At 55.4% G+C, this 18440-nt stretch carries 18 protein-coding genes and 1 tRNA gene; 7 read left to right on the top strand and 12 right to left on the bottom strand.

Going from position 1 to position 18440, the window contains the following annotated elements; translation table 11 throughout:
• Position 1 precedes the first annotated feature (1 nt).
• Genes rapZ through NFR87_RS05695 form a run of 4 tightly spaced genes read left to right on the top strand, consistent with a single transcriptional unit; the run spans position 2 to position 6299 of the window.
• Positions 2–865: an RNase adapter RapZ gene (gene rapZ, locus NFR87_RS05710; RefSeq protein WP_251447592.1), complete on the top strand. Its 864-nt coding sequence runs from the start codon at positions 2–4 to the stop codon at positions 863–865.
• Positions 865–1878, top strand: coding sequence for a gluconeogenesis factor YvcK family protein (locus tag NFR87_RS05705; RefSeq protein WP_251447590.1), 1014 nt, complete (start codon positions 865–867; stop codon positions 1876–1878). Before rapZ ends, NFR87_RS05705 begins: the two co-directional genes overlap by 1 nt.
• Before the next feature lie 23 nt (positions 1879–1901).
• The gene (whiA, locus tag NFR87_RS05700) at positions 1902–2795 is read left to right on the top strand and encodes a DNA-binding protein WhiA (protein WP_251447588.1); all 894 of its coding nucleotides are present in this window, start codon (positions 1902–1904) and stop codon (positions 2793–2795) included.
• Positions 2796–2828: 33 nt separating this feature from the next.
• Entirely contained in the window at positions 2829–6299 is a 3471-nt protein-coding gene (locus NFR87_RS05695) for a DNA polymerase III subunit alpha (RefSeq protein ID WP_251447586.1), read from the top strand.
• A gap of 63 nt (positions 6300–6362) precedes the next feature.
• On the opposite strand, the gene NFR87_RS05690 is transcribed toward NFR87_RS05695, so the two are convergent.
• The 7 genes from NFR87_RS05690 to NFR87_RS05660 all read right to left on the bottom strand — a co-directional run bounded on the left by NFR87_RS05690 (position 6363) and on the right by NFR87_RS05660 (position 11841).
• Positions 6363–6746: a hypothetical protein gene (locus NFR87_RS05690; RefSeq protein WP_251447584.1), complete on the bottom strand. Its 384-nt coding sequence runs from the start codon at positions 6744–6746 to the stop codon at positions 6363–6365.
• A 32-nt stretch (positions 6747–6778) separates the two neighbouring features.
• On the bottom strand, positions 6779–8482 hold the full coding sequence (locus NFR87_RS05685; RefSeq protein WP_251447582.1) for a recombinase family protein: 1704 nt from the start codon (positions 8480–8482) through the stop codon (positions 6779–6781).
• A 68-nt stretch (positions 8483–8550) separates the two neighbouring features.
• Entirely contained in the window at positions 8551–8820 is a 270-nt protein-coding gene (locus NFR87_RS05680; protein ID WP_251447579.1) for a DUF6870 family protein, read from the bottom strand.
• Positions 8821–8948: 128 nt separating this feature from the next.
• Positions 8949–9920: a hypothetical protein gene (locus tag NFR87_RS05675; RefSeq protein WP_251447576.1), complete on the bottom strand. Its 972-nt coding sequence runs from the start codon at positions 9918–9920 to the stop codon at positions 8949–8951.
• Positions 9921–10046: 126 nt separating this feature from the next.
• A complete protein-coding gene (locus tag NFR87_RS05670) occupies positions 10047–10772 on the bottom strand; it encodes an FtsK/SpoIIIE domain-containing protein (protein WP_251447573.1) in 726 nt (241 codons plus the stop codon).
• 38 nt (positions 10773–10810) lie between these two features.
• Entirely contained in the window at positions 10811–11422 is a 612-nt protein-coding gene (locus NFR87_RS05665) for a hypothetical protein (RefSeq protein WP_251447570.1), read from the bottom strand.
• 77 nt (positions 11423–11499) lie between these two features.
• Positions 11500–11841 carry a hypothetical protein gene (locus tag NFR87_RS05660; RefSeq protein ID WP_251447567.1) on the bottom strand — a complete coding sequence of 114 codons (342 nt, stop codon included), beginning with the start codon at positions 11839–11841 and terminating at the stop codon, positions 11500–11502.
• Between the two features lie 256 nt (positions 11842–12097).
• On the opposite strand from NFR87_RS05660, the gene NFR87_RS05655 reads away from it, so the two are divergent.
• The gene (locus tag NFR87_RS05655) at positions 12098–12628 is read left to right on the top strand and encodes a helix-turn-helix domain-containing protein (RefSeq protein WP_251447564.1); all 531 of its coding nucleotides are present in this window, start codon (positions 12098–12100) and stop codon (positions 12626–12628) included.
• A gap of 63 nt (positions 12629–12691) precedes the next feature.
• Here the strand turns inward: NFR87_RS05655 and NFR87_RS05650 are convergent, their stop codons facing one another.
• The gene (locus tag NFR87_RS05650; protein ID WP_251447560.1) at positions 12692–14308 is read right to left on the bottom strand and encodes a leucine-rich repeat protein; all 1617 of its coding nucleotides are present in this window, start codon (positions 14306–14308) and stop codon (positions 12692–12694) included.
• 150 nt (positions 14309–14458) lie between these two features.
• On the opposite strand from NFR87_RS05650, the gene NFR87_RS05645 reads away from it, so the two are divergent.
• Complete coding sequence (locus tag NFR87_RS05645) at positions 14459–14722, top strand: helix-turn-helix domain-containing protein (protein ID WP_338147041.1); 264 nt, start codon at positions 14459–14461, stop codon at positions 14720–14722.
• A gap of 254 nt (positions 14723–14976) precedes the next feature.
• Positions 14977–15489 (top strand): hypothetical protein, encoded by a 513-nt coding sequence (locus NFR87_RS05640; RefSeq protein ID WP_251447554.1) that lies wholly within the window; start codon positions 14977–14979, stop codon positions 15487–15489.
• Between the two features lie 62 nt (positions 15490–15551).
• Here the strand turns inward: NFR87_RS05640 and NFR87_RS05635 are convergent, their stop codons facing one another.
• The 4 genes from NFR87_RS05635 to NFR87_RS05620 all read right to left on the bottom strand — a co-directional run bounded on the left by NFR87_RS05635 (position 15552) and on the right by NFR87_RS05620 (position 18190).
• Complete coding sequence (locus NFR87_RS05635) at positions 15552–16034, bottom strand: hypothetical protein (protein WP_251447552.1); 483 nt, start codon at positions 16032–16034, stop codon at positions 15552–15554.
• Positions 16035–16136: 102 nt separating this feature from the next.
• A tRNA-Pro gene (locus NFR87_RS05630) sits at positions 16137–16213 on the bottom strand.
• Between the two features lie 97 nt (positions 16214–16310).
• Positions 16311–17840 carry a recombinase family protein gene (locus NFR87_RS05625; protein ID WP_251447549.1) on the bottom strand — a complete coding sequence of 510 codons (1530 nt, stop codon included), beginning with the start codon at positions 17838–17840 and terminating at the stop codon, positions 16311–16313.
• Positions 17837–18190: a helix-turn-helix domain-containing protein gene (locus NFR87_RS05620; protein ID WP_251447546.1), complete on the bottom strand. Its 354-nt coding sequence runs from the start codon at positions 18188–18190 to the stop codon at positions 17837–17839. Before NFR87_RS05620 ends, NFR87_RS05625 begins: the two co-directional genes overlap by 4 nt.
• Positions 18191–18440 lie beyond the last annotated feature (250 nt).

Here is an 18440-nt window from a genome sequence, read left to right as displayed (position 1 = left end):
TATGGAATTTATCGTGATCTCCGGCCTGTCCGGGGCGGGAAAGAGCCAGGTGGCCTCCATCATGGAGGACATCGGCTATTTTGTGGTGGACAATATGCCCGCGCCGCTGATCCCCAAATTTGCCGAGCTGTGCATGGCGAACCAGGCGGAGTACGGCCGGGTGGCCATCGTCAGCGACATCCGGGGCGGCCAGACCTTTGACGGGCTTTTTGCCGCCCTGGAGGAGCTGACCGCCATCGGCTGTGACTACAAGATCCTCTATGTGGAGGCGGGGCCGGAGGTGGTCATCAAGCGGTATAAGGAGACCAGACGGCTCCATCCCCTGGCCAAGAACGGCCGCTCTCTTGACGAGGCGGTGCACCGGGAGCGGACGATCCTGGAGCCGGTGCGTGCCAGGGCGGAATATGTGATCGACACGACAGCCCTCTCCACCGCAAAGCTCCGGGGGGAGATCCTGCGGCTGTTTGCCTCCGGGGGGCCCCAGCGGGCCATGAATGTCAGCGTCATCTCCTTTGGCTTTAAGTACGGTATTCCCATTGAGGCCGATCTGGTCTTCGATGTGCGGTTCCTGCCCAACCCCTTCTATGTGGCTGAGCTGCGGCATCAGACCGGACTGGACGCCCCGGTCTATGACTTTGTCTTTGGCTATCAGCAGACCCGGGATTTTATGATCCACCTGGAAAACCTTATCGCGTTCCTGCTCCCCCAGTTCGTGGAGGAGGGAAAGAGCGCGCTGGTCATCGGCGTCGGCTGTACCGGCGGACAGCACAGGTCGGTGGCCATCACCAAGGCGCTGGCGGACTTCATCCGCCGGAAGGGATACGACGCCTCGGAGAATCACCGGGACATGACGAGGGCGCGGTGATGGAGCAGAGATTTGAGCGCCGTTGGGACAGGGGGCCCCGCATCGTGGCCATCGGAGGCGGACACGGCCTGTCCACTCTTCTGCGGGGGTTGAAGACCTACACCCGCAACCTCACCGCCATCGTCACCGTGGCCGACGACGGCGGTGGCTCCGGTGTGCTGAGAAATGACTTGGGGATGCCCCCGCCGGGGGATATCCGCAACTGCATGCAGGCGCTGGCCAACACCGAGCCGGTGATGGGCCAGCTTTTGGCCTACCGTTTTCCTGAGGGGTCGGGCCGGCTTACCGGTCAATCCTTCGGAAATCTGATCCTGGCCGCCCTGAACGGTATCACCGGCTCCTTTGAGGAGGCGGTGAGCGAGATGAGCCACGTCCTGGCCATCTCGGGCCGCATCTTGCCGGTCACCAGCGCCGATGTAAAGCTGGAGGCCACCTTTGAAAACGGCACCGCCATCCTGGGAGAGTCCAAGATCGCCGACTTCAAAAAGGCCCAGGACTGCCGTATCCGCAGCGTGCGCCTCCTGCCCGAGCGGCCCGCGCCCGTGTCCGCCGCCCTTGCGGCCATTCGGGAGGCCGACCTGATCCTCCTTGGGCCGGGGAGCCTGTACACCAGCGTCATTCCCAACCTGCTGGTGGACGGGGTGGCCCAGGCGATCTGTGACAGCGACGCCCTGCGGGTCTATATCGGCAATATTATGACCCAGGACGGGGAGACGGAGGGAATGACCCTCTCCGACCACATCGACGCGCTGCTCAGCCACGCCAAACCCGGACTGGTAGACCTGTGCCTGGCCAACTGCTCTCCCGTCTCCCAAGAGCTGCTGGAGCGATATCAGGAGGAGGGGGCGGAGCCGATCCGGGTGGACAAGGAGAAGACCGAGGCCCTCGGGGTGGAGGTGGTGGAGCGGCCCATGCTCTCCACCGGCACCCGCTACGCCCGCCATTCCCCCGACCGGCTGAGCCAGGTGGTGATGGAGCTATACGGGGAGCGGGCGGAGACCAAAATCTTTTAGACAAGAGAAGGAGGGTGGGGAATATGTCCTTTTCCGGCGACGCCAAAGCCGAGCTGTGCCGGGTGCCGCTGGCCCGGAAGTGCTGCGCCCAGGCGGAGTGCTACGGCATCCTCCTTTACGCCAACCGCTTCGACGAGGGGCAGGCCAGGATCGTCACGGAGTCGGAGCAGTTTGCCGCCCGGCTGCCCCAGCTGTTTAAGAAGGCTTTCCGGGTGAGCTTTGACCGGCTTCCGGAGGAGGGGATGGGCAAGCGGGTGTTTTCCCTGACGGCGGCGGACAAGCTCTCCACGCTCTCTGCCGTGTTTGGGTACGATCCCGGCTCCTCGGTGGCCCACCATATCAACTTCGCCGTACTGGAGGAGCCCCACTGCCGCACCGCCTTCTTTCGGGGGGCCTTCCTGGCGGGGGGCTCGGTCACCGACCCAAGCAAGGGCTATCACCTGGAGCTGGCCACCTCCCACCTGTCGGTGAACCGGGAACTGATGACCCTGCTGCGGGAGGCGGGCTTTGAGCCCAAGTCCGTCCGGCGGGGGGGCAACCACATGGCCTACTTCAAGCGCAGCGAGGACATCGCGGACTTCCTGGCCGCCATCGGCGCGCCCCTCCATGCCATGGAGCTGATGAACGCCAAGGCGGAGAAGGACTTGCGTGGGGGTGTGAACCGGCGGGTGAACTGCGACGCCGCCAATCTGGACAAGGCGGTAGACGCCGCCCAGACCCAGATCGAGGTCATCCACCGCCTCATGGCGCGGATGGACTTAGACGAGCTGCCTCCCAAGCTCTCCGAGGCGGCCAAGCTGCGCCTGGAGCACCCGGATCTGACCCTCACTGAGTTAGGGGAATTATGTCAACCGCCTATCACCAAATCCTCGCTGAACTACCGGCTGAAAAAGCTCTCGGAATTGGCGGGGGAGTAGGGCGCGAAAGAGAAAGAGAAGGAGGGGTGACCCATGTCCTTTGTCCACTTACACAACCACACGGAATATTCCCTGCTGGACGGCTGCTGCCGCATCCCGGCGCTGGTAAAGCGGGTGAAGGAGCTGGGCCAGACCGCCGTGGCGATCACCGACCACGGGAATATGTACGGCGTCATTGATTTCTACCGGGCCTGCAAGGCGGAGGGGATCCACCCGGTCATCGGCTGTGAGGTCTATGTGGCCCCCCGCACCCGGTTTGACCGTGTCCATGAGCTGGACAGCCAGGCGCGGCATCTCATTTTGCTGTGCAAGAACGAGGAGGGCTACCGGAATCTCTCCCACATGGTGAGCCAGAGCTACACCGAGGGGTTCTACATCAAGCCCCGCATCGATCTGGAGCTTCTCCGCACAAGGGCGGAGGGGCTTATTTGCCTGTCCGCCTGTCTGGCGGGGGAGCTGCCCCGGCGTATCCGCAACGGGGACTACGAGGGGGCCAAGGCCCACGCTGTGGAGATGGACGCCCTCTTTGGCCGGGGGAACTACTACCTGGAGCTTCAGGATCACGGCCTGGAGGCCGATCCCGCCGTGGTCGCGGGCCTTGTGCGCATCCATGAGGAGACGGGCATCCCGCTGGTGTGCACCAACGATGCCCACTATATTGAAAAAAAGGACGCCCGCACCCAGGATATCCTCATGTGCATCCAAACGGGGAAGACCGAGGACGACCCCAACCGGATGCGCTTCGAGCGGGAAGAGATGTACGTCAAGAGCACCGAGGAGATGGAGGCGCTTTTCGGCAAGTACCCGGGGGCCATGGAGAATACCCAGAAGATCGCCGATATGTGTCAGGTGGAGTTTGAGTTCGGCAAGTACCACCTGCCGGAGTTTCACCTGCCGGAAGGGGAGAGCGACCCGGACGCCTACTTTGAGAAGCTGTGCCGGGAGGGCTTTGCCCGCCGGTATCCGGACAGGCCCGCCGAGTATGAAAAACAGCTGGAGTATGAGATGGGAGTCATCCGGCAGATGGGGTTTGTGGACTACTTTCTCATCGTCTCCGACTTCATCGGCTACGCCAAGCGAAACGGCATCCCGGTAGGCCCCGGGCGGGGCTCCGCCGCCGGGAGCATCGTGGCCTACGCCATGGCCATCACCGAGATCGACCCTATGAAATACGGCCTGTTTTTCGAGCGGTTTTTGAACCCGGAGCGGGTGACCATGCCCGATATCGACGTGGACTTCTGCCCCCGGCGAAGAGAAGAGGTCATCGACTACGTCCGGCGCAAGTACGGAAGCGACCACGTGGCCCAGATCGTCACCTTCGGCACCATGGCGGCCCGGGGGGCCATACGGGACGTGGGCCGGGTGCTGAATATGCCCTACGACCAGGTGGATCAGGTGGCGAAGCAGGTGCCCATGGCGCTGCATATCACCCTGGAAGAGGCCCTGAAGCTCTCTAAGCCTCTGCGGGACATGTATGAGGAGGACGAGCAGATCAGGCTGCTCATCGACACCGCCCAGGCCATCGAGGGCATGCCCCGCCACGCCTCTACCCACGCCGCCGGCGTGGTCATCACCCGGCTGCCGGTGGAGGACTACGTCCCCCTGGCCAAGAACGATGAGTCGGTGGTGACCCAGTTCACCATGGTGACCCTGGAGGAGCTGGGCCTTCTCAAAATGGACTTTTTGGGCCTTCGCAACCTGACGGTGCTGGACGACACGGTGAAGCAGGTGCAGAAGACCCGGCCGGACTTCACCCTGGACAGCATCCCGGACAACGACCCTGAGGTGCTGAAAATGCTCTCCGAGGGCCGCACCTCCGGGGTGTTCCAGATGGAGTCGGCGGGGATGACGGGCGTGTGCGTGGGTCTGAAGCCCAAGGACATTGAGGATATCTGCGCCATCATCGCCCTCTACCGCCCCGGCCCCATGGACTCCATCCCCCGGTTCGTCTCCAGCAAGCACGACCCCAAGCTGGTGCGCTATAAGCACCCCATGCTGGAGCCTATCCTCCAGAGCACTTACGGCTGCATCGTCTACCAGGAGCAGGTCATTGAGATCTTCCGCAAGCTGGCGGGCTATTCCCTGGGCCAAGCGGACATGGTTCGCCGGGCCATGAGCAAGAAGAAGGCCAAGGACGTGGCGCGGGAGCGGGAGGCCTTTCTCCACGGGGATCCGGGACGGAACATCGCCGGCTGTATCCACAACGGCATCCCCGAGGATGTGGCCCAGTCCATTTACGACGAGATCTACGACTTTGCAAACTACGCCTTCAACAAGGCCCACTCCCTGGCATACGCGGTGGTGGCCTATCAGACCGCCTGGTTCAAGTGCCACTACACCAAGGAATATATGGCCTCTCTCCTCACCTCGGTGCTGGACTCCAGCGAGAAGGTGGCGGAGTATATCGCCGAGTGCAAAAACTGCGGTATCGACCTGCTGCCCCCCGATGTGAACCAGTCGGAGACCGACTTCACCGCCGTGGAGGCGGGTATCCGCTTCGGCCTGGCGGCGGTGAAGGGGGTGGGCCGGGGCTTCACCCAGCAGGTCATCGCCGAGCGAAGGGAGCGGGGGCAGTTCAGCTCCTTTGCCGACTTCTGCGCCCGGATGTTCGGCCAGGACTGCAACAAGCGGGTGGTGGAGAACCTGATCCGCTGCGGGGCCTTTGACAGCATGGGCTGCCGCCGCTCTCAGCTTCTGGCGGTGAGCGAAAAGACCCTGGACGTGATCGCCAAGAGCCGGAAGAACACCATCGAGGGACAGTACGACCTCTTTGGCGGCGAGGACGGCACTGCCGCCCCGCCGGAGATCCCCCTGCCCGACCTGCCGGAGTTCTCCCGGCAGGAGCTGATGCGGATGGAGAAGGAGACCACCGGCCTCTACCTCACCGGCCACCCCATGGACGACTACCGGGAGGAGGTCAAGAAGTACCGGGCGGCCCCCATAGGCGCCATCCTGGCGGACTTTGACCGGGAGGAGGGCCCCCAGAGCTACGCCGACGGCCAGCGGGTGACCCTGGCGGGCGTGGTGGCCTCGGCCAAGACCAAAACCACCAAGAACAACACCCTCATGGCCTATGTGGGCCTGGAGGACGACACGGGGGCCATGGAGATGCTGGTGTTCTCCCGGACGCTGGGGGAGTGCGGTTCCTACCTGAAGGCGGGTGAGGCCCTTTTGGCGGAGGGCAGGCTCTCCGTTCGGGACGAAAAGGCGCCCCAGCTCATGTGTGACCGGATCAAGCCGCTGGGGGCGCCCCAGGAGGGAGCAGAGGCGCCGGCGGCCCCCGGGAGCGTGCAGGGCAGCAAGCTCTACGTGAGAACGCCCGCCGCCGACGACCCCCGGATGCGGAAGGCCCGGCTGGTGCTGAACATGTTCCCCGGCGAGGGCCAGGTGATCTTCTACTGTGAGGATACCAAGAAGCGGCTGGGGGCCATGGCCCAGCTTCACAGCTCCATGGTGCGGGAAATGGAGGAGCTGTTTGGAAAGGAAAACGTGGTAGTGAAATGAGAAACCCCGGCGGGAACCAGGTAGGTTCCCGCCGGGGCTCTTTTTTAGAACTGGGTCTGGAATTCAGCCGCAGCAGCCACAGCCGCAGCCGCTGCCGCCCTCGATGTGATCGGGGGGGAAGAACTCGTCTACGGGGAATTTCACGTGACGGAACAGCTCGCAGGGATCCTCCTCGCAGCTGCCGCCGTCGCAGGTGCACTCCTTCTCAGGCATGCAGTAGTCGTAGACGGGGATGAGCAGCTGGGTGTCCCGCTCCAGGCGGATCAGGGAGAACTGGCCCAGAGAGACATAGAGGCGCTTGCCCTCGCTGCCAAAGGCCAGGTCGCTGCCGAAGCAGGAGCAGATGCAGGGGGGCACCTCGGTGAGCTCGCACTCGCAGGTGCAGGCGCACTGGCAGTCGCAGGAGCAGGGCTCCACCAGCTTCATCCCCAGAACCAGGGGATCCACGGCCTCCACTGAGGCCGTTATTTATAGACAACTTACGAGACAGCTTTTCCGCCGAGAACGTAAAGCTCTTTCTGATTGTTCTCCACGAACTCTACGATACGGCGGTATTGGTCTTGGAAATTAAATTCAATGTCAATGGAACCATCTTCGTGAATGTAAATGAATTTTACCAGCTCCACCAGCAGACCACGGGAAAGGCTTTGAATGTTGCGGTGCTTCAAGAAAGCGTTGAGGTAGGGGTCGCCTGTGCTGATACCCTGGGCGGCCACATTCTGTTCCTCCTGAATGTGGGAGACCTCGGAGCGAAGCTGGGCGGCCTGGTGTTCCAGCTTTTCCCTCATGCGGCGGTACTGCTCCCGGGTAATGTCCCCGGCCTTCATGTCCATATACAGGCCGTCCAAAAGGCTGTTTGCCCGGTCAAGCTCCTGGGTCTTCTGCCTCATAAGAGCGTTCAGACGGTTGGACTTGGTGGAGACTACGGGGGCGTTGTTGATCTCCTCCACCAGCTCGGACAGGGAGGCCACAAGCTCGATCTGCTTCTGGATGGTGACAAGGACAGCCTGCTCCAGTACGTCGCCCCGGATAGAGTGCCGGGTACATTTGTCCTTTCCCTTCTCCTTGTATGTCCGACAGGTGAAATAGGTGAAGTTCTTGGAGCGGCCCCGGATCATGGCCTTGCCGCAGTCGGCGCAGCGGAGGAAACCGGAGAACAAATAGACGTTCTGCCGCCCCGGAGCCGTCCGGGTGTCCCTCTGTATGAGGCTCTTGGCCTTGTCAAAGAGGGGACGGTCAATAATGGGGTCATGGGTGTTCTCTACCACATACCAGTCCTCCGGGTCAGTCTCATATCGCTTGTGGACTTTGTAGCTGATGATGGACTGCCGCCCCTGTACCATGTTGCCGATGTAGACTTGATTTCTCAAAATGTCCCGAACCGTCTTGGAGTTCCATAGTCCGTCATTGTCCCGGCCCCGGTGTCCGTCTTTATGGGTCAGCCCTATCTTGTACTTGTAGGCGCTGGGATTTGGAATACCCAAAGCGTTGAGCCGCTTTGAAATACTCTCCATCTTCATGCCCTCATGGACAAACCAGTGGTATATGTCCCGGACAATGGGGGCGGTGTCCTCGTCAATGACGAGGGCGTTTTTGTTTTCCGGGTCTTTCAAATACCCGTAAGGGGCAAAAGCCCCAATGAACTCACCCCGGCGGCGTTTGGTGTCAAAGGTGCGGCGGACATCGGCACTGGTCTTGGCGGCGTAGCGGTCATTCATCAGGCCGTTGATGGGAATTTCCATGCCCTGGGTACAATCCGGGTCAGCATAGGTGTCTACATGAGGATTGCTGACAGCGATAAAGCGGCAGTGGTAGGCGGGAAGAAGCTGCTCTATGAACCTCCCTTGGTCGCTATAGTTTCTAAAGCAGCGGGAAAGGGTCTTACAAATCACGCAGTTCACTTTCCCCGCCGCTATGTCGCTCACCATGCGCTGAAAGTCCGGGCGGGTGTCCTCGGTGGTGCCGGAGCGGCCATCATCCACATAGAAGTCTACCAGAATGTAATCTTCATCCCCAAACTTATCTTCTATAAATTCCAGGATGATTTTCCGCTGGTTGGTGACGCTCAGGGATTCATCGTTGCCGTCATCCTTGGACAGCCGGATATAGACCGCAATTCGCCAGATGATGTGTTTCTTTCCGGCGGGCTGTGTGGAAATGGATGACCTTCTGATTCTTGCCATGCTTTAGGGGTCTCCTTTCATCACCCCTCTATAATCTATATACATTATATCATAATTTTCTCTGATTTTCAACTAAAATCGCCGCCTTTCAAAGACAAAAAGTGAGATTTTAACTTTTCGGACAGGGGGCTTGCCTCGCTCTGAAAGGATACCCTGACAGGGGTTTGCCCTACCCTAACGTGGTAAGGGTTTTGGGTCTGGGCCAGATAGCTCTCCAGCCGTTGGGCGGGGGTGTCCCCCGTGATTTTTACATCCAGGAGGTCAGCAAGGGCGACAGGGGCCGCCTCCCGGCTGATACGCTCCATTTCTTCCAATTTTTTTATATCCACCATCGCCATCGCCTCCTTTCTGAACGTATGGCGTTTTGGCGGAGACTATGACTTTAACATACAAAAGTCTTTTTCAGCGGACAGCGGGGAGTACCCCGCTAATCCCCCGGCGGTACTTGACCTTTACCGCCTCTTTTTTATATGGCAAGTGGGTCAATAGAACTTTGTTCGGCCTCCGCTATCCACGAAGGGAGCGAGGGACGAGGACGAGGCGGGGTATCAAGCACCGTGTCAACGCCAAGGTTGGAGTTTGGGTAATCCGTCAAGGTGCGTAGGTGGTTGAGGATTTGCCGATAATCCGAGGGGGAAACGGTGATCCACTGGACATAGTTCCCAATGTATTGCTCCAACTTTTGGCGGGTCTTGCGGCCCAACCGGGTTAGGTCAATGTTTCCAGCAAGAATACCATCCAGCAAGGCCCGCTCTGTGTCGGTCAGGTGGGCCAGCTCGTCAAGCTGGGCTTGCTTGGTTTTGATTGCGTACGCCTTGGGCCAAGTTATCTTTGAGTATGGTACAGATGGGTCAAGCGTCAATTCTAACCGTGTGAGCGGTGGGCCGTTTAAGTGGCTCTCCACGCTCTTATTATACATTTTCACCCGGCTCCCGGTAGAGCGCCCTCCCAAATATTGTGTTCGGTCAGTCTGGCTCTTGCGGATCTCCGTATAGGCCCGGTGGTCTTTTAGTAGTTCCACATCGGCCCGGTCTGCTTCGAGGTCAATGGCGAGGTCGAACCGCCGTACCGTTGTGCGAAATTTTTTACACGTCATATTTAGATGGCCCAAGATGATCTGAAAGACTTGGTGGCGTACACAGTGGTTTGGATTTGCGTCAAGGCGTATTCTTCCGAAGTTCGGCTTGGCCTCGTTCAGACCGAGGCCGATGTAGAATGAACTACCGTCCGCAAAGGTCAAGGTCAGGTTTTCCCGGAATGTTCCGATACGGAGACTTGACCAGTGACGGCTATTGACGGCATAGCGCAGGTCAAGGGTGGAAAGCATTTTGGCAAATTCGTCACGGCCTTTGGGATTGCTCATGTAGTAGTCAATGACGAGGCCATCTATGGAGAGTGTCAGGCCGTCATTGGTGTTGATTGGTCGGTAGTAGTCCATATTGTTTTCCTCTGGTACATCAACTCTGCCCTAATTAGATACTGGGCAGGTTTCCCGACTGGGCCGCTCTGCGGCCCGCCGGGAGCCGGGCTTACGGCTTGCGCCGCCGCCCGGCCCGGTTTTGGGTTACTGTTCCGCTTGACGAGCGAGACAGTTATAGATCACACGATTGAGTTTATCCATGTTGCCAACGATTGGCACCCTCACAGGCTGCGCTATTCCGCCGTTGATGGAAAGCCAGCCAACACCTCGCCCGCCGATGGAGCCAAATTCTTTCATACGCTCTATACTGTCTCCGTCAAAGAGCATTCTCCGGGTCTCGGAGCCGCTGTCACCGAGCAAACAGACAACGCCAAATTGTTCTCGGCTGGCTGTGCCAGAGGCACCAAAAATTTGTGCCGTAGGTTGTTGGGTTGCCATTTGCACTGAAAAGTGACGAGAGCGTGAAAGCGAAAGTAAAAGGAACAGTTTTCGCTGGGCGGCTTCCCGCTCCCGCTTATCTTCGATCAAACTGACAAGGCTGGCAAACTCGTCGCAGAACAGGATTTTGAGATTTGCACTTAGATCTCGGCCCTCTTTACGAGCAAGATAGTCCTCAAAAAAGAGGTCAAAGCCCCTTGGAGCGGCCTCCCCCTTAAAGAAGTGAGGGAGGCCGTCCAGATAGGAGAAGTCAATGTCCTCTTTCGGGTCAAGGACAGTCAGGTGGACAGGCTGTAATTCCGGCGGGGCAAGCAAAATTGTACGAGCCAAAAGGCACTTCGCCCCTACCGTCTTACCGCTTGATGTACGGCCCGACCAAAGGGCGTGCGGGCTAATCTGATAGTCAATTGAGAGCCACCGTTCTATACCCATACGGTAGGCGGCCTCGTCCAGCAGAAATGGAACACCCATCACTTAAAGAGCGGGTCTTTAGGGCTTTTTCTTTCTTGCGGTGTTATACCAGTGCCAACTGTTAATTCCACTGTATACCTATATTTTCCGGGGGCAAATGCCTTATCGCTGTGACTATGTAATGCCCATAGGACAGCTTTTTTTGTGTCAGGATTATTCCAGAGCTGGACACCTATATATCGAGACCAGAAGACATATTTCTTTGCTGTAGACCCCTTTATACTTTTTACGCTGATAAGAAATGGCCTATAGTTATATCGAACATCAGCAGGAGAGAGCCCAAGGGCGATAGCCACATCAGAATCAATCTGAGCTGCTTTCCATGGAGTTCCAAGTAGAATCAATATAACCATGAGAAACGAAAAGGACACAACGACAATTAGGGTAGATGGAACCCATTGGTACAGCCGATGAAATGATGGAAGTATGACACTTTCGATTGAAAAAGCGTCCCGGTGGTGCCAAACAAAAAGGGTAAGTCCTAACCAGAGAATGAGGATGATCAAGGCGGCGGGTTGCTCTATAAGGCGGGATAATCCCCGCCGTAGGCGCCAACGAGTCATAGATCGCTGACGGATTTGACGCTCTTTTTTTCCACTATCGGTATTCATATAGTTCTCCTTGTATGTGATGTGTATCTTATAGACCCCGCCGCCGTGAGTAAGCCCACGGCAGCGGGGTGCGTGGGTTACTGAACGACTTTGACCGTTGCGATGACGGACAGATTGTTTCTGTACTCACCGTAAACGGTAGCCCGCTCCACATCAGAAATAACAACCTCAGTGACGAGGGGCTTCAGCTTGGCGAAAGAGGAGGGGTCAACCCCTCTGACCTTTACTACAAATTGCTCGCCAAAGTTGGTTGTTCCCTCTTTGGTGTAGGTGGTCTTATCCTCCACGATCTGAGCTGTTACCTTGCTGCCGATGATTTTCTCATCTTCTCGCCAAAGCTCAGCCTTGACAAAAACAAGCCGCTTATCGACAAAAAAGCGGTCACAGTTAAACTCAAGAAATTGGACAAGCCCTTTCATGTGGAAACTCCTTTCTCCCCGTATGGCCGATAGGGCAGCTGAATGATGGCAGAAGCGCTTCTGTGCTCGATATTATCATAGGTAGGTCGCCTTGTCCAAAAACAGCTTGGATGTTCACTCCAAATGTAAGTAATACATAGACCATTTAACCCCAAAAAGGGATAAGGGCACTCCCAATTTGCTTTACAAAAGTAAAAATCTGCGGTATATTCTTAATTTGGAAATCAAAAACGGAGGATTTGGAGGAGAATTGACGATGAAGTTTGGAGTTGAAGTTGGAAAACGCATAAAATCGTTAAAAGAATTCCACAAAATTATGAGTGTTGATGAATTCGCTAAAAAATGTCATGTGTCGAAAAACACGATGTATGCTGCTTTCAAAGGTGAATTGACTTTGGCATCACTTAAGGAGATTGCAAAAGCAAACAATGTTACACTTGATTACTTACTTGGAAATGATGAAGAAAAAAACCATAGAGAACAATGCTTGAAATTTGTACTACATCATATACAGCCCCAGATTCATCGTGAAACAATCAAGGGAGAAAAGTATGCCATCTCTGTGGTAAAACTTTCAGAGCCCCTAAAATCCGCCTTTAAGGAGATCAGAGAACGAGGAGAGACGGGCTCTATATCAAAGGAAACAAAGGAAAAACTCTTTGACCATTCCAAGGAAGCAGAAGAACCTGCAACTGATTACGTCCTCATACCATTGAAAAAATTAATTAATGGGCGGATGCTTGAAGATGTGGGTATCTCACCAGAAAATGACGAGGATATAGGATGAAAAAATGAGCCGACACAGTAGCAAAATGCTATGTCGGCTCATTTTTTAATTACAGAATAACTTTTAATCAGGTGTGTAGCTATGGTTTGTATCAACCACGATTGTATTATTACTCCCGTCCCAAGACACATCAAATCCAAAGGTCTGTCCCACGTCCCGAAGTTTGAAATAGTTGTTATTATTAATGGTATAAGCGGCCAATTGAATGGGTTGTCCATTTAAATAAATGATGGAGCTGTTTTGCACGGCGGTTTTGTTTGTCCCATCACCGGGGGTCAGTTCTCCACCGACCACAGTATAGCTCTGTCCGGAAACCAGGTTAATTGCATTGTTTGCACCGTCCCAGGTGACCTCAAATTGCTTTGAACTTCCAGTGAGTCCCATCGCCAGATCGCGGAGCTTAAAATAATTGTTTTCATTGATAGTGTAAGCGTCAAAGGCGATTTCTTTTCCATCGACTATGACTGTGGAACGATTGGGGATAGCCTCTGGAAGATTTAGAACATACGGGAGGTTATATTTTTTTGCATGTTCTTCGGCATAGCTTCCAGCACCCACATGAAGGGTCAATTGGGGTGGGAGCTTCTGTGAGAATCCATATGTATAATCGCCAACATAATAATAAAAAGCATTTGTGCCAAGTGGGTTTGCAACTGAAGTCAGTCCGATTGCGATTACGCTGTCAGGTATCGTTACGCTGATGAGATTTTCACATCCCTCAAACGCACTATGTCCAATCACGGTGACTCCTTCTGGAATCGTGACATATTTTAGTTCCGTGTGATCCCGAAATGCCCATGGACTGATTTGGGTCACACCTTTGGGGATGTTTACGCTTTCACTTGTACCAGAATAGGCGGTAAGATTTCCACCTACAATTTTAAAATCGCCTTGGGCCTCTTGGTTCTTCTCAGCCCATGGGGTCTCGTAAAACGCATAGTCGCCAATATCGGTTAACGAAGACGGAAGGGTTACATTTTCAAGACTGCTGCACCCCTGAAATGCCGAACCGCCAATTTTCGTGACAGTATCTGGTATAACAACATTATCTAATTTCACGCAATCTTTAAACGCCTGCTGAGCAATGTAAGTTACACCTTCTGGAATATACACTTGCTCAAGCCCACTACAGCCGCTAAATGTACCGCTCCGAATTGCGGTTACTCCCCCAGGGATCGTTATACTTGTAAGACCAGTACAGCCCCCAAAAGCATTTTCTTCAATAGAGGTGAGTCCATCAGGTAGTGAGATACTTGTCAGATTTATGCAGCCCATAAAAGCTCCACTATAGGATGATCCGCCTTGTATTTCGGTTACGCTACTTGGAATTGTTACACTGGTCAAGCTGGAGCATCCATCAAATGTTTGGTCACATATTGTAGTAACTCCTTCTGGAATAATTATTGTTTTAAGACTTCTACAACCTCTAAAAGCTGCCTCCCCTATTGCCTGCACACTGCTTGGGATGGTTATATAAGTTAAGTTTTCACATCCCTCAAATGCGCTGTCTGCGATGCCTGTTACATCGTCAGGAATCACAATGTCACCGCCAGAGCCGTTGTATTTGAGTAAGAGACCGTCACGAATGTCAAATTCATTATCTGCCGCCGAAGCTGGAACTGCCATAGCAGTTACCAATATACCCAAAGCCAGAATGAGGGACAGAATATGCTTTTTCATAGTGTGCTTTCTCCTTTGCTGTCGTTTTAGACAAAAAATATGTTGGTAAACATTTTCGCCTTGCCCATATCCTACCATTATTTTTTCAGCAAGTCAATGGCACTCCGTTAACCTTGTGCCGATTAATTCTCTATACTACAAGCAGACGAAATGAGGATAGGAGCTTGTAGCATGACATACTCCGATGTTATCATAAAGCGGTTAAAAGATTTATGCGCTCAAAAGGGAATAACGGTTAATAAGCTGGCGACTCGAAGCGGCATTACGCAAAGCACCGTTGAAAACCTTATGTCCGGCAAAACAAAGAATCCAAAGTTAAAGACACTGCACAAGTTGGCATCAGGGCTTGATATGACTATTTCCGAGTTGCTGGATTTTCCAGAAATGAACGAAACAGCATTTGACGATGAATAGACACGGCCTCCATTTGGTAGGCCGTGTTTTTGCTGTTTAAAGGTTGGTGTGGTGTAGGCCGTTAAGAGGGTGGCCCGCCACGGTGGGGCGGCTGGGTGGAGGCCATCAGGTGAGCATAAGGCGGGGTCAGTGGTTTGGTACGCTATCGCAATTCTGACGAATTGCTGACGCTCTGACGCCCTGCGGGGCGTAGGAATACAAGAGCGGGGGCCGATTGTCGGCCTCCGCTCTCGTACGATTATAGAGGGGTTTTCTTGTGTTTTGAACCGTTGCCCATAAATCACCGCCTCCACCACGGCCACGGGCTGGTTGACGCTGGGCAGGTTCTGGCAATCCAGGGCGTCCAGGCTCATCTCAGAGGAGAAGGACTTGGAGCAGCCCTCGCTGCCAAAGAGGATGACCCGTTTGTCAAAGACGGCCAGGCCGCAGACCTCCACCGGCCGGGCAGCGCCCACGAAGGCGTCGGCGGTGACGCGGTAGAAGTAGCGCACGTCTACGGTATAAAAGCCACGGTTGAAGCAGATGGGCTCCACATTGGTGGAGACGTACAGCAGCTCAGCCTTGCCAGCCTTCACGCAGCTGGCCCGGTCCAGAGCGCACTGGGAGCTCTGGGTGAGATAAACGCGAAGATCCTCGATGCAATCCTTGTCTCGACAAGCGTCCATGATCTTCCTGGTGTGTACACAGACAGCCTCGCGGATGCCGGCGGCATCGCAAACGGGGCCGGGCATGACCTTTTCAGGCATTGTTGGTTACCTCCCGAATGAGAATGGGGGAAGGTTGTGCCTTCCAATCTCAGTCTATGCCGGGAGGGGAAAAGGGTGCGGGGTCAGAGAAGCTCCAGTACCTGCTCCATGACGGCCCGGCCCAGGTCGGTGAGAGCCATGCTGCCCTTTTCCAGCACGGGGGTATCGAAGAGGAAACCGGGACGCCGGGCGCCTTCGGCTACGGTCTCACAAAAGCGGGCAAAGAGGGGAGCGGTCTCATAGGCGGTATAGTCGTAGTTGGAAAGGGGAAGGTCATAGTCCAGCGTGATGAGGCCGAGCGACGCCAAGCGGTTGAGGAGCGCGGCGGTGGAGCGGACGGCGTCCAGGTCGGCGCCGTTCTCCATGAAAACGGCGTCCAGGCCCACACTTTCCAGCTCATCCTCCCGGGAGGAGCGTATCAGGAAACGGCACAGGGGCAGGAAGGGGGCCTGGGCGAAGCGGGAGAGAAAGGCGGCCTGGGGGCGGGAAAGAACGACCTCCGAAGGCTTATGCCCCCCGGAACAGCCGGAGCATCCGGAACAATTTTGATGACAGCAGTGATCCATGAAAAACACCTCCGGGACAAGTATGAGCACAATGGAAAGGGAATATAGCCGCGCCGCGGCCACAACAGAAAAAAGGGAGGAACAACTAAGTTGTTCCTCCCTTGGTCCGAGTGACTGGATTCGAACCAGCGGCCTCTTGAACCCCATTCAAGCGCGATACCAAACTTCGCCACACCCGGATATTTAACATATACCCCGTAAGGGCTTAATTATATTAGCACAATTCTCTTCCGTTGGCAAGCCCTTTTTGCAAAAAATTCTGGCAGTCAGGTTCTATTATGCGGTTTTGCCGATATAAACAAGAAATCCGAACCCACCGCCTGCTGGCGTTAAGCTCGGATCATCTTGTTTTGGTGGAGGCGTGCCGCCTAAATCCGAACCCGCTATATCTTGTAAGGTAATGGTTTCCGTGCCGTCCCGGTAGTTGAATGTCAGAACGATTTTATCATCGTACACATAGACGGCGTTCACGAAGCTGTCAATCAGCCGTTGCCGCTGGTCTGGCTTGCTGGTGTCGATACCCCGGAAGCGGTGGAGCCAGAAAAGTATCTGCTTCTTGGATAGAAGCGGCTTTTTTAGCTCGGCCTGGGCCATGCTGATTTCAAGCTGGGCTTTCGTTTCCTCCAACTGCTCCAACCGGGCCTTGGTGGAGGCGGTCAAGATACCTTGCTGAATGGCGTTTAGAAGGTTTTCAATGCCCTGGGCCGTTTCTTCAAGCTGACGCTTCAAAATGGGAACGTCGGTATTCTCCCGCCGCTGGAAGTCCAGCAGGGTATCAGCCAGCTTATCCAGGGCTTTATCGTTGAATACCACGCTCATGGTCTGGTTGACCACCAGATCTTCGATCCAGTCCTTTTTCACGGCTTTCTTGTCACAGCCTGTTTTCCGTTTGGAGCTTCCGCACTTGTAATAATAGTGCTTCTTCCCCGTGTGGCTGGTGCCGCTCTCGCCCACCATCAGCCGCCCGCATTTGCCGCAAAACAGCTTTGTGGTGAGTAAATAGGCTTCCTCGGCCTTGCTTGCCGCTGGCGCACGCTTGTTGCGCTCCATCTTGGCCTGTACCCGTTCAAAGAGGTCTTGGGGGACGATGGCGGGAACGCCGCCGGGGATGGTTACATCTTGATATTGATACTCGCCTATGTACTTTCGATTTTTCAAAATGCGGTTAAAGCTGTTCATGCTGAACGGCCTTTTTCGCCGGGTCTGCAAGCCCCGCTCATTGAGGGATTGCACGATAGCCCGGACTGTCTCTCCCTCGTCATAGCGGGTAAATATCTCCACCACCAGAGGAGCGGTGAGGGGGTCAATTTGTAGCCGCTGGTCGTTCCCCAGCACATAGCCCAGGGGAATACCGCCGCCGTTATTCAGCCCCTTTAGGGCGTTCTCTTTCTGTCCCCGGTGTATCTTCTCGGATAGCTCCACGGAGTAAAATTCGGCGTAGCCCTCCAGCATACTTTCCAGCAAAATGCCCGTGCTGTCCTCCGCTATGGCCTCCGTTGCCGATACCACCTTAACGCCGTTCTTCTTCAAGATGGCCTTATAGTGTGCGCTGTCATAGCGGTTCCGGGCGAAGCGGTCTAACTTCCACACCAGGACAACATCAAAAAGGCCCTTTGCACTCTCCTTAATCATCCGCTGAAATTCGGGGCGGTTGTCGGTCTTGGCGGACAAGGCCCGGTCAATATAGCTTCCCAGAATGGTGATACCGTTCCGCTGGGCGTACTCCTTGCACTCCCGAAGCTGGCCCTCTATGCTTTCCTCCCGCTGGCGGTCAGAGGAAAAACGGGCATATATCACAGCTTTCATTCCTGGTTCTCCTCCACTACGTTCATTAACGCTTTCTTTAACTGCTTGCTTGCCGGGGATTTGGGGTCAAAGCACATTTCAATAAACCGCTTCATGTCGTTGTTCACCTTTGCCTGGGGTCGGGCCTTATAGGTGGCTCCCTGGGGCTTGTCCGTGCGGCAGCAGATATAGTCCAGGGACACGTCAAAATAATCCGCCCACCATATCAGCAACTTCACAGAGGGTTGAGCTTTCCCATTTTCCACCTTGGCTATGGTGGCCTGATTGCTCTTGCAGAGCTTGGCAACATCGGTTTGGGTCATGCCCGCCGCCTCTCGTAGCTCCCTCATACGTTCTCCAATAGTCGGCATATTTAATCCTCCTTTCTATATTCTATTTTAGCATATTTTAGAGTAAAAGTCAACTACGAATTGCCGCAAACCTATGCCTCGCAAGGCATGAGAGCGTCAGCAATTCGGGAGAATTGCGAGAAGCGTACCAAACCGCTGGCCCCGCCTTAAGCTCACCCATCGGCACCCACCCAGCCGCCCCACCGTGGCGGGCCACCCAGCCCAAAGGTTCACACCATGCCGCCCTCTGAACAACAAAAAGCCCGGAAGT

The organism is Vermiculatibacterium agrestimuris (assembly GCF_943193085.1).
Lineage (GTDB): Bacteria > Bacillota > Clostridia > Oscillospirales > Oscillospiraceae > Vermiculatibacterium > Vermiculatibacterium agrestimuris.
The sequence above is the reverse complement of the archived record's forward strand: the minus strand, read 5'-3'. Positions and strand labels throughout refer to the sequence as shown.

What these genes read in the sequence shown, in the direction of transcription:
- rapZ (WP_251447592.1), top strand. Translation starts at nt 2, where the DNA reads ATGGAATTTATCGTGATCTCCGGCCTGTCCGGGGCGGGAAAGAGCCAG.
- NFR87_RS05705 (WP_251447590.1), top strand. Translation starts at nt 865, where the DNA reads ATGGAGCAGAGATTTGAGCGCCGTTGGGACAGGGGGCCCCGCATCGTG.
- whiA (WP_251447588.1), top strand. Translation starts at nt 1,902, where the DNA reads ATGTCCTTTTCCGGCGACGCCAAAGCCGAGCTGTGCCGGGTGCCGCTG.
- NFR87_RS05695 (WP_251447586.1), top strand. Translation starts at nt 2,829, where the DNA reads ATGTCCTTTGTCCACTTACACAACCACACGGAATATTCCCTGCTGGAC.
- NFR87_RS05685 (WP_251447582.1), bottom strand. Translation starts at nt 8,482, where the DNA reads ATGGCAAGAATCAGAAGGTCATCCATTTCCACACAGCCCGCCGGAAAG.
- NFR87_RS05680 (WP_251447579.1), bottom strand. Translation starts at nt 8,820, where the DNA reads ATGGCGATGGTGGATATAAAAAAATTGGAAGAAATGGAGCGTATCAGC.
- NFR87_RS05675 (WP_251447576.1), bottom strand. Translation starts at nt 9,920, where the DNA reads ATGGACTACTACCGACCAATCAACACCAATGACGGCCTGACACTCTCC.
- NFR87_RS05670 (WP_251447573.1), bottom strand. Translation starts at nt 10,772, where the DNA reads ATGGGTATAGAACGGTGGCTCTCAATTGACTATCAGATTAGCCCGCAC.
- NFR87_RS05665 (WP_251447570.1), bottom strand. Translation starts at nt 11,422, where the DNA reads ATGAATACCGATAGTGGAAAAAAAGAGCGTCAAATCCGTCAGCGATCT.
- NFR87_RS05660 (WP_251447567.1), bottom strand. Translation starts at nt 11,841, where the DNA reads ATGAAAGGGCTTGTCCAATTTCTTGAGTTTAACTGTGACCGCTTTTTT.
- NFR87_RS05655 (WP_251447564.1), top strand. Translation starts at nt 12,098, where the DNA reads ATGAAGTTTGGAGTTGAAGTTGGAAAACGCATAAAATCGTTAAAAGAA.
- NFR87_RS05650 (WP_251447560.1), bottom strand. Translation starts at nt 14,308, where the DNA reads ATGAAAAAGCATATTCTGTCCCTCATTCTGGCTTTGGGTATATTGGTA.
- NFR87_RS05645 (WP_338147041.1), top strand. Translation starts at nt 14,459, where the DNA reads ATGAGGATAGGAGCTTGTAGCATGACATACTCCGATGTTATCATAAAG.
- NFR87_RS05635 (WP_251447552.1), bottom strand. Translation starts at nt 16,034, where the DNA reads ATGGATCACTGCTGTCATCAAAATTGTTCCGGATGCTCCGGCTGTTCC.
- NFR87_RS05625 (WP_251447549.1), bottom strand. Translation starts at nt 17,840, where the DNA reads ATGAAAGCTGTGATATATGCCCGTTTTTCCTCTGACCGCCAGCGGGAG.
- NFR87_RS05620 (WP_251447546.1), bottom strand. Translation starts at nt 18,190, where the DNA reads ATGCCGACTATTGGAGAACGTATGAGGGAGCTACGAGAGGCGGCGGGC.